Below are 10,611 nucleotides of genomic sequence, written 5' to 3' on the forward strand. Positions count from 1 at the left end.
GGGCCGTCTGAAAGCAGGTTTTAATTGTCGTCTAATACGGACGTTTGTAGAAAGCATTGAACAAGGCATCTGTGGATATTGATTCATGAAGATGCCGTCTGAAAATAACCCCCTATCAATGGAGTATCAAACCATGAGCAACATCCCAGCAGAACTGAAATACGTTGCCAGCCACGAATGGCTGCGCCTTGAAGAAGACGGTACCATCACTGTCGGCATTACCCATCACGCGCAAGAGCTGTTGGGCGACATCGTGTTTGTCGAGCTGCCTGAAGTCGGCGCAAACCTGGCTGCCGAAGAGCAAGCCGGTGTGGTTGAGTCTGTAAAAGCCGCGTCCGACGTGTACGCGCCGATTGCAGGCGAAGTCGTTGCCGTCAACGAAGATTTGCCAAGCGCTCCGGAAACTGCCAACAGCGATCCTTACGGCGCAGGCTGGTTCTTCAAAATCAAACCTGCCAACCCTGCCGATTACGACGGTCTGTTGACTGCCGAACAATACGCAGGCGAAGTAGCTTGATTTTTGCAAACATCCAAACAGGTTTTGTGCCTGTTTGATATTGCAGGTCTTAGGTCGTCTGAAAAATGCTTTCAGACGGCCTTTGTTTCAATTTTCCCTCAACAAACATGAATTACTGCGAATTTGTCGCCACTCTTCCCGACGATACGGACAACCCCAACCAACATTATCACGACACGCAATACGGTTTTCCGATTGAGGATGACAATGAATTGTTTGAGCGGCTGGTGTTGGAAATCAATCAGGCAGGATTGAGCTGGACGCTGATGCTGAAGAAGCAACGGGCATTTCAGACGGCATTTAAAGGTTTCGACATCGATACGGTCGCCGCATTTGACGAAGCCGAAATTGAGCGGCTGCTTGCCGATGCAGGCATCGTCCGCAACCGCCTGAAAATCAACGCAGCCATTTATAACGCGCGACAAATCAAGCAAATACGGCAAGAATACGGCTCATTCAAAAACTGGTTGGATACACACCATCCGCTCGACAAGGCTGAATGGGTGAAGCTGTTTAAAAAACATTTCAAATTTGTCGGCGGCGAAATCGTCGGCGAATTTCTGATGAGTACCGGCTACCTGCCCGGCGCGCATGTGGAAACCTGTCCGGTTTATAGGGAAATATTGGCATGTCGTCCAAAGTGGGCGGAGGCCGTCTGAAACAACATCTGCAAGAAAAAACAGTGTTGATATCGATAACACCGAAGGAGTAGAAATGAAACTATCTGAATTGTTCAACCCGAACGAATTTGCCGTGCGCCATTTGAGCTTTGGCGACGAGGCTGCGCTTTTGGAAGCGCTCGGCGAGAAGAGCATGGACGATTTTGTCGGCAATACCGTGCCGCAAAGCATCCGTATGCCGTCCGAACTCGATTTGCCCGAAGCTTTGACCGAGGCGGACGCGTTGGCGAAATTGAAAGGCATCGCGTCGAAAAACGTGATCAACAAATCCTATATCGGTTTGGGCTATTACCCGACCCGCGTGCCGAACGTGATTTTGCGCAACGTATTGGAAAATCCGGGTTGGTACACTGCCTACACCCCGTATCAAGCGGAAATTGCCCAAGGTCGTTTGGAAGCTTTGTTGAACTTCCAACAAGTGTGTATCGATTTGACCGGTTTCCCTGTGGCAGGCGCGTCTTTGCTGGACGAGGCAACTGCCGCTGCTGAAGCGATGGCGATGGCGCACCGCGTGGGCAAAGTGAAATCCGAGCGTTTCTTTGTGGATGCGCGCGTGTATCCGCAAACTTTGGACGTGATGAAAACCCGCGCCAAATATTTCGGTTTTGAACTGGTGGTTGGAGATTTTGCCCAAGCTGATGACGGCGAATACTTCGGCGCGCTGTTCCAATACGTCGGTAAAGACGGCGACGTACAAGATTTGCAGGATGTTATCGGTCGTCTGAAAGCAAAAGGCACAATCGTGGCCGTTGCCGCCGACATCATGAGCTTGGTTTTGCTGAAGTCTCCGGCTGAACTGGGCGCAGATATTGCTTTGGGCAACACCCAACGCTTCGGCGTGCCAATGGGCTTCGGTGGTCCGCACGCTGCTTATTTCGCGTTTAAAGACGAGTTCAAACGTTCCGCCCCAGGCCGCATCATCGGCGTATCCAAAGACGCATCAGGCAAACCCGCGCTGCGCATGGCGTTGTCCACCCGCGAGCAACATATCCGCCGCGAAAAAGCGACATCCAATATTTGTACCGCACAGGCATTGCTGGCGAACTTGGCCGGTATGTATGCCGTTTACCACGGCCCGGAAGGCGTGAAACGCATTGCCAACCGCATTCATGCGCTGGCTTCTGCCTTTGCCGATGCGCTGGTTTCAGACGGCCTGAATGTGGTTCACAAAGTCTTCTTCGATACCGTTACCGTTGATTTCGGCAGCAAAGAGAAAGCAGACCAAGTGTTTGCCGCTGCTTTGGAGTCGGGTTACAACCTGCGCCGCGTCAACGATACTCAAGTTGCGGCTGCATTCCATGAAACATCGGCATACGAAGATTTGGTTGATTTGTACCGCGCGTTTACCGGCAAGGATACGTTCGCATTTGCCGATGACGTCAAAGGCCGTCTGAATGCCGAATTGCTGCGTCAAGACGACATTCTGCAACATCCCGTATTCAACCGTTACCACACCGAACACGAAATGCTGCGCTATCTGAAGAAACTCGAAGACCGCGACTTGGCGATGAACCGCAGCATGATTTCGCTCGGTAGCTGCACCATGAAGCTCAATGCGACTGCGGAAATGTTGCCGATTACTTGGGCAGAGTTCACCGACATCCACCCCTATGCCCCCAAAGACCAAGCCACAGGCTACCGCGCGCTTTTGACCGACATGGAAAACAGCCTGAAAGCCATCACCGGCTTTGACGCGATTTCCTTCCAGCCCAACTCCGGCGCGCAGGGTGAATACAGCGGCATGCTCTCCATCCGCCGCTATCAAGAAGCCAACGGCGAGGGACACCGCAACATCTGCCTGATTCCCAAATCCGCCCACGGCACCAACCCTGCGACTGCGGCCATGCTGGGTTTGAAAGTCGTCGTTGTCGACACCGACGAACACGGCAACGTCAACATCGACGATTTGAAAGCCAAAGCCGAGCAATACCGCGACGCTTTGTCCGCCATCATGATTACTTACCCGTCCACCCACGGCGTGTACGAAGAAGGCATCCGCGACATCTGCCGCATCATCCATGAAAACGGCGGACAGGTTTACATGGACGGTGCCAACCTCAACGCCCAAATTGGCATCATGCAGCCTGCCGAAGTCGGCGCGGACGTGTTGCACATGAACCTGCACAAAACCTTCTGTATCCCTCACGGCGGCGGCGGTCCGGGCGTCGGTCCTATCGGTTTGAAAGCCCACCTTGCCCCGTTTGCACCGGGACACGCTTTGACCGACACCCACAGCGCCAGTGCCGACCAAACCGCCATTGCTGCTGCGGCCTTCGGTTCTGCGTCTATCCTGCCGATTACCTGGATGTACCTGACCATGATGGGTAAACAAGGCATGGAGCAGGCAACGTGCTGGGCATTGCTCAACGCCAACTACGTTGCCAAACGCCTGAGCGAAGACTATCCGATTCTGTATACAGGCAAAAACGGCCGCGTCGCGCACGAATGTATCGTCGATTTGCGTCCGCTCAAAGCCGAAAGCGGCATCACTGAAACCGACATCGCCAAACGCCTGATGGACTACGGCTTCCACGCGCCGACGGTTTCTTTCCCTGTTGCCGGCACGCTGATGATTGAGCCGACCGAGAGCGAAAGCAAAGCCGAACTCGACCGCTTCATCGCCGCCCTGAAACAAATCAAACAGGAAGTGCTGAAAGTCGAGCGCGGCGAATGGCCGAAAGAGGATAATCCGCTGGTGAACGCTCCGCATACCGCAGCAGATGTAACCGGTGAATGGGCGCATCCGTACTCTCGCGAAGAAGCCGTCTTCCCATTGCCGTTCGTTCGCGAACACAAATTCTGGCCGAGCGTCAAACGGGTAGATGAAGTGTATGGCGACCGCAATCTGGTTTGCTCCTGCTTGCCGATTGACGCATACGAAGAATAAGCCTGAATAGGTTTAAAATTGAACAGGCCGTCTGAAAATGAAAATAGTTTTCAGATGGCCTTTTGTTTGTTAAGATATTCCGCCCGAGAACGTACATTTGTTTTTGGTAAAACAACAAATAAGGCATTCGGAAAGATAGACGGCGAATGCCTTTGTTTGCGGATAAAACCAAACTGCTCTCAACAACGATAAACACAAGGCCGTCTGAAAAACAGGAGGATATGATGGACGAACTTTTTATTCAAACGCTGACGATTGCCGGCTCAGATTCCGGCGGCGGCGCGGGCATACAGGCAGATTTGAAGACATTTCAGATGCGCGGCGTGTTCGGTACCAGCGTACTGACAGCGGTTACCGCACAAAATACTTTGGGCGTATCGGCAGTGCATCCGATACCGACCGACATGATTGCTGCGCAAATTGCCGCGATTCAGGAGGATTTCCAAATCCGTGCCTATAAAATCGGCATGTTGGGTATGGCGGAAATCATCGAATGCGTGGCGGAACAAACCGCCGAATGCGACTTCGGCAAACGCGTGTTGGATCCGGTCATGATTGCCAAAGGCGGAGCGCCGTTGTTGGAAAATTCAGCCGTTGAAGCCATGAAACGCCTGCTGTTGCCGCATACGGACGTATTGACCCCCAATCTGCCCGAAGCGCAGGCATTGACGGGTATCAATATTGAAAACCGCCAAGATGCGGAACGCGCCGCCAAAATTCTTCAGGATTGGGGTGTGAAAAATGTGGTAATTAAGGGTGGCCATCTTGCCGACAGCCAAAGCGAATATTGCACCGACTGGCTGTTTACGCAATATGAAACCATCGAGCTGAACAGCAAACGTTTCCCAACGCCGCATACCCATGGCACGGGCTGCACATTTTCTGCCTGCATCACTGCCGAGTTGGCAAAAGGGTTTAGCGTACCCGAGGCGGTTCAAACGGCAAAAAACTATATTGCCGCCGCCATTTCCTATCCTTTGGGCATCGGTGCAGGGCACGGGCCGGTCAACCACTGGGCGTATCGGGATGAATAATGCGTTCAGACCAATTGTAATTGATTGTATTTTTCAGACGGCCTGACTAGGTTTATCACTTGAAATTGTTTACAATATCGGATTAATGCTTTTACGGATAAAAAAGACACCATGCAAGTTACCTCAAAATGGATAGACGGAATGTGCTTCGTCGGTACAACGGCAAACGGACACAGCGTTGTGATGGAAGGCGCGGCGGCTGAAGGCGAAGTCAAACGCGGCCCTAGCCCGATGGAAATGCTGTTGTTGGGTGTAGCAGGCTGTTCCAGCATCGATGTAGTGATGATTGCCGAGAAACAACGCCAAAAAATCACCGACTGCCGCGCTGAAGTGACTGCCAAACGCGCCGACACCGTGCCGCGCGTGTTTACCGAAATCCATATCCACTTCAAAGTGTATGGCCGGGGTTTGCAAGAAAGCGCGATTGAGCGCGCCGTACAGATGTCTGCCGAAAAATATTGCTCCGCATCGATTATGCTGGGTAAAGCGGCAAAAATGAGCCACAGCTTCGAGATCGTCGAAACAGAATAGGGCGGTTTCAGGATGGGAGTGCCGGAGCGTGAACCGGCTACGCACAAAAAAAGCAGATATATTCACGCATTAACATGAATATATCTGCTTGCTTTTTATTCCTTTTTCTCTCTCTCTATCAGCCTTTATAACTTGGCTTGTTGATCTCATTGTGCAAGTTTCGTTTAACATTGTCAACAATTTTTAATTATATTTTAAACACCCCCGAAAGCTGCAGGTTTGTAAACGCTTGCGCCTTAATACGGATATTGGGGAAACATTATGGATTACGAAAATAATACCAACGTTGCGCCTGCAACTTCATCGCTTATTTTGGAAGAACGTCACGATTCGGAACTCTTCCGCGTGTACGCATTGATTTTGGACGGTATTACCGACCATCTGCTGCTGCCGGGCAAAAAACTGACCGAGTCCGAGCTTTGCCGACAAATGGTTTGCTCCCGCAATACCGTGCGTGGCGCATTATCGCTTTTGGCGCACGATAAAATCGTCGATTTGCAGCCCAACCGCGGCGCATTTGTCCATGTGCCGGACTTGAAAGAAATGAAAGACGTGTTCAACACGCGTATCGAAATGGAAAGCATGATTTTGAGCGTCCTTATCGATATGCCTGATTTGGAAACGCGTCTGCAACCGCTTTATGCCATGATTGAGCAAGAGGGCGCAGCCTCCGAAAGCGGCGACCGCGTGGGTTGGAACCGCCTGTCCAATGCCTTCCATGTCGAATTGGCGCGGCTGCTGGACAACGATGTCCTGTTTGAAATCATGAATACCTTGTGCGCGCGCTCTTCATTGATTGTGGCCGTTTCCGATCCGCTTCGCAAAGAAAAGCGCAACATCGATTCCAATTCGCACCATGAACACCGAGAAATCCTCGATTTATTGCTGGCAGGCAAGCGCAACCGTGTGACCAAAGTCATGCGCCGCCACTTAGGCGCGTGTATGGAACGCTTGGAACAGAAACTCGAGATGTAATCGGTTTGACAATGAAAAAGGCCGTCTGAAATATTCAGACGGCCATTGGTTTATCCCTACAAAACGAAACGCCATGAAACCCAAAATCCAAAGACACGAACATATCCTCACCCTTGTCCGCGAACATAACTTCATGACGGTGGAAGAGTTGGCGGCGAATTTGGATGTTACGCCGCAAACCATACGCCGCGATGTGCAGGAGTTAAGTGAGACCGGACAGCTCAAACGCTATCACGGCGGCGCATCTTTGGGCGATGTTTCAGTCGTAACGGCAGGGCAGGAGCGGCGCAACCATCAGCAGCAGGAAAAAAACGCCATTGCCCGTCTGATTGCTTCCACCATTCCCGACAATGCCTCGCTGTTTATCAGCATCGGTACCACCATGGAAGCCGTCGCCGCCGAGTTGGTTAGACAGCGTAAAAACCTGCGGATTATCACCAACAATATCTACGCCGCCTCCATCACTGCGGCGCGTACCGACTACACGGTTATCATCGCTTCCGGCGTGGTCCGCCCCTTGGATGGCGGTATTACCGGCGTGGCGACCGTCGATTTCATCAACCAATTCAAAGTCGACTATGCCATCATGAGTACCCACGGTATAGAAAACGACGGCTCGCTTTTGGATGACGATTACAAGGAAGTCAGCGTCATGCAGGCGATGGTGAACAATGCCCGCGTGCGCTATCTTGGTGTCGATCACAGCAAATTCAACAGCAATGCCTTGGTCAGACTGGGCGATATCGGCGCATTCGATAAGCTGTTTACCGACCGCACACCATCCGCCGCCATGCAGAAAACCCTAAACGAGCGCGGCGTGGCGTGGCAGGTTGCCGACCCTGTATCAAAGTAGCCAAGTCGGGTACAATTGAGCCATCATTCCATTCCTTTCAGACGGCCTGATTGAATGCTCAGGCCGTCTGAAAACAGAAAATCATTTTCCCATCAAAGAAATATTATGTTGAATAAAGACCAATTCGCGGACAACCACTTTATCCGCACCATTATCGATGAAGACCTCAAAAGCGGTAAGCATACAGCCATCCAAACCCGTTTCCCGCCCGAGCCGAACGGCTACCTGCACATCGGCCACGCCAAATCCATCTGCTTGAACTTCGGTTTGGCGTATATTTATGACGGCTTGTGCAACCTGCGTTTCGACGACACCAACCCCGAAAAAGAAAACGACGAATACGTCAACGCCATCAAAGAAGACGTTGAGTGGCTTGGTTTCCATTGGGCAGGCGAGCCGCGTTTCGCTTCCAACTATTTCGACCAGCTTTACGATTACGCCGTCGGTTTAATCAAAGACGGCAAGGCCTATGTCGATGATTTGACGCCCGAAGAAATGCGCGAATACCGCGGCACGCTGACTGAGGCGGGCAAAAACAGCCCTTATCGCGACCGCAGCGTCGAAGAAAATCTCGACCTGTTCACGCGCATGAAAAACGGCGAATTTCCAGACGGCAGCAAAACCCTGCGCCTGAAAATCGATATGGCATCAGGCAACATCAATATGCGCGACCCCGTCATCTACCGCATCCGCCGCGCCCATCACCACAACACCGGCGACAAATGGTGCATCTACCCAATGTACGACTACACGCATTGCATTTCCGATGCCATCGAAGGCATCACGCATTCCTTGTGTACGCTCGAATTTGAAGCCCACCGTCCGCTGTACGACTGGGTGCTGGACAACATCCCCGCGCCGCACGCCACCCGTCCGCGCCAATACGAGTTTTCCCGTTTGGAGCTTCTGTATTCCATCACGTCCAAACGCAAGCTGAACCAACTGGTTTCAGACGGCCATGTTTCCGGCTGGGATGACCCGCGTATGCCAACGATTTCCGGTATGCGCCGCCGCGGCTACACGCCCGAAGGTCTGCGCCTGTTTGCCAAACGCGCCGGTATTTCCAAATCTGAAAACGTGGTCGATATGAGCGTGTTGGAAGGCGCGATTCGCGAAGAGTTGGAAAACTCTGCGCCGCGCCTGATGGCGGTTTTGAATCCGCTTAAAGTCACCCTGACCAACTTTGAAGCCGGCAAAACCCAAAGCCGCCGTGCCGCGTTTCATCCGAACCACGAAGAAATGGGCGATCGCGAAGTACCTGTTTCCCAAACCATCTACATCGAAGCCGACGACTTTGCCGAAAATCCGCCCAAAGGCTTCAAACGCCTGATTCCCGGCGGCGAAGTGCGTTTGCGCCACGGCTATGTGATCAAGTGCGATGAAGTAGTAAAAGACGAGGCAGGCAATGTGGTTGAACTCAAGTGCAGCATCGACCACGATACCTTGGGCAAAAATCCCGAAGGCCGCAAAGTCAAAGGCGTGATTCACTGGGTTTCCGCTGAACACGCCGCCGAAATCAAAGTCCGCCTCTACGACCGCCTCTTTACCGTCGAGCGTCCCGATGCCGTGCGCGGCGAAGACGGCAACTACCTGCCGTTTACCGATTTCCTCAACCCTGAATCCATCAAGGAAATCACCGCCTACGCCGAGCCTGTCGCAAAAGATTTGCCGGCGGAGAGCCGTTGGCAGTTCGAGCGCATCGGCTATTTCGTCACCGACCGCAAAGACCACAGCAAAGACACGCCGGTGTTCAACCGCACGGTAACGCTGAAAGATTCTTGGCAGCCTAAGTAATCTGTTTGCAGTCGCTATATTGAAGGCCGTCTGAAAACGTGAAATCCGGTTTTCAGACGGCCTTTGTCGATAAAAGGGATGAGATGGAACGTTATTCTGTACATTTGAAACTGCTGGGAATGGCGGTGTTGTGGGGTGCGTCTTGGCCGATGGGGCGGATGCTGGGGCAGTCGCTGCCGCCGCTGACGGGCGGGGCGGTTCGGTTTGTCTTGGCTTCGGTTTTGTTGTTGGGCTGGTTGTTTGCGCGCAGTAGGTTCGCGACTTTGGCGGCTTTGTCGGCGCGGCAATGGCTGGGTTTGACGGCAGCCGCTTCCGTCGGCGTGTGCGGCTATGCGGTGTTTTTTATGCTGGGTTTGCAGACTATGCCGGCAGGCAAGGCGGCGGTGGTCGTGGCGGTGAATCCTGTGTTGACGCTGCTGTTGGCAACTTGGTTTTTCGGCGAGCGTCTAAACGCGAAGATTTTGGCGGGTATGCTGCTGGCGGTCGGCGGTGCCATTATGGTGGTAACGCAAGGGCAGCCGTTGACGGTATTGTCGGGCGGCATCAAGGCGGGGGAGTGGCTGATTTTCGGCTGCGTGGTCTGTTGGGCGGCTTATACCTTAATCGGTCGCGCGGTTTTGCGCGGGATAGATGCGCTGACGGTAACGACGGCAACGTCGTTCATTGGTGCGTTGATGTTGTCGGTGGTGGCGTTGTGGACGGACGGAATACCGTTTGAGGCGATAGCGGCAATGGATGGGCGCGGTTGGACGGCCTTGGCGTGGCTGGTCATCGGTGCGACGGTATTGGCCTATGCGTGGTATTTCGAAGGCGTAAAGACTTTGGGTGCAGGCAGCGCGGCGGCGTATATTACGCTTGTGCCGATTTTCGGTGTGCTGTCTTCGGCGTGTTTTTTGGGCGAACCGCTGCATATTTCGTTGGTTGCGGGCTGTGCGGCGGCAGTCGGCGGCATGACGCTGATGCGGTACGGGCAGAGGGCCGTCTGAAGTTGGGTAAATACTCGGATTTTGGGCGATGGGGTTGCGATTGCCAAGCTGTTGCCGGCCATAATCTTATTGCAGGGTAAGATTATGGTCTCGGTTCAGTGTTCGATTTAAAAATTTGACACCCTGCCTCCAACTGCCTAAAATTCAACTTTCTCAAAAATCTACCGTATCCTGCGGCACGATTTCATACTTTCAGACGGCCTGTGTGCCATCTCTCTGATACCATCCAAAATATATCAATACTATGCACGTTTCAGAACTCCAAACCCTCCACATTTCCAAACTCTTGGAAATGGCAGAAGAACATGGCATTGAAAACGCCAACCGTTTCCGCAAACAAGACCTCGTTTTTGC

The 10,611-nt window shown here is 52.7% G+C and carries 10 protein-coding genes; all 10 read left to right on the forward strand.

Going from position 1 to position 10,611, the window contains the following annotated elements:
• Positions 1 to 118: 118 nt before the first annotated feature.
• Entirely contained in the window at positions 119 to 517 is a 399-nt protein-coding gene (gene gcvH, locus ACTHUE_RS01075; RefSeq protein ID WP_036492952.1) for a glycine cleavage system protein GcvH, read from the forward strand.
• Positions 518 to 624: 107 nt separating this feature from the next.
• The gene (locus tag ACTHUE_RS01080; RefSeq protein WP_049336411.1) at positions 625 to 1,176 is read left to right on the forward strand and encodes a DNA-3-methyladenine glycosylase I; all 552 of its coding nucleotides are present in this window, start codon (positions 625 to 627) and stop codon (positions 1,174 to 1,176) included.
• A gap of 55 nt (positions 1,177 to 1,231) precedes the next feature.
• Complete coding sequence (gcvP, locus tag ACTHUE_RS01085; RefSeq protein WP_440361202.1) at positions 1,232 to 4,084, forward strand: aminomethyl-transferring glycine dehydrogenase; 2,853 nt, start codon at positions 1,232 to 1,234, stop codon at positions 4,082 to 4,084.
• A gap of 224 nt (positions 4,085 to 4,308) precedes the next feature.
• Positions 4,309 to 5,118, forward strand: a complete 810-nt coding sequence (gene thiD / locus ACTHUE_RS01090) for a bifunctional hydroxymethylpyrimidine kinase/phosphomethylpyrimidine kinase (RefSeq protein WP_440361217.1) — start codon at positions 4,309 to 4,311, stop codon at positions 5,116 to 5,118.
• A 111-nt stretch (positions 5,119 to 5,229) separates the two neighbouring features.
• A complete protein-coding gene (locus ACTHUE_RS01095) occupies positions 5,230 to 5,649 on the forward strand; it encodes an OsmC family protein (RefSeq protein ID WP_070873648.1) in 420 nt (139 codons plus the stop codon).
• 261 nt (positions 5,650 to 5,910) lie between these two features.
• Positions 5,911 to 6,624 carry a GntR family transcriptional regulator gene (locus tag ACTHUE_RS01100; protein ID WP_004519550.1) on the forward strand — a complete coding sequence of 238 codons (714 nt, stop codon included), beginning with the start codon at positions 5,911 to 5,913 and terminating at the stop codon, positions 6,622 to 6,624.
• 73 nt (positions 6,625 to 6,697) lie between these two features.
• Positions 6,698 to 7,477 (forward strand): DeoR/GlpR family DNA-binding transcription regulator, encoded by a 780-nt coding sequence (locus tag ACTHUE_RS01105; RefSeq protein ID WP_004519551.1) that lies wholly within the window; start codon positions 6,698 to 6,700, stop codon positions 7,475 to 7,477.
• Between the two features lie 105 nt (positions 7,478 to 7,582).
• The gene (locus ACTHUE_RS01110; protein WP_440422992.1) at positions 7,583 to 9,271 is read left to right on the forward strand and encodes a glutamine--tRNA ligase/YqeY domain fusion protein; all 1,689 of its coding nucleotides are present in this window, start codon (positions 7,583 to 7,585) and stop codon (positions 9,269 to 9,271) included.
• Positions 9,272 to 9,354: 83 nt separating this feature from the next.
• A complete protein-coding gene (locus ACTHUE_RS01115; protein WP_070814922.1) occupies positions 9,355 to 10,257 on the forward strand; it encodes a DMT family transporter in 903 nt (300 codons plus the stop codon).
• 244 nt (positions 10,258 to 10,501) lie between these two features.
• Positions 10,502 to 10,611 (forward strand): Rho termination factor N-terminal domain-containing protein (locus tag ACTHUE_RS01120; RefSeq protein WP_440422995.1); only part of this gene is annotated, 110 nt, incomplete at its 3' end.

This window comes from Neisseria sp. P0021.S005 (genome assembly GCF_051956955.1).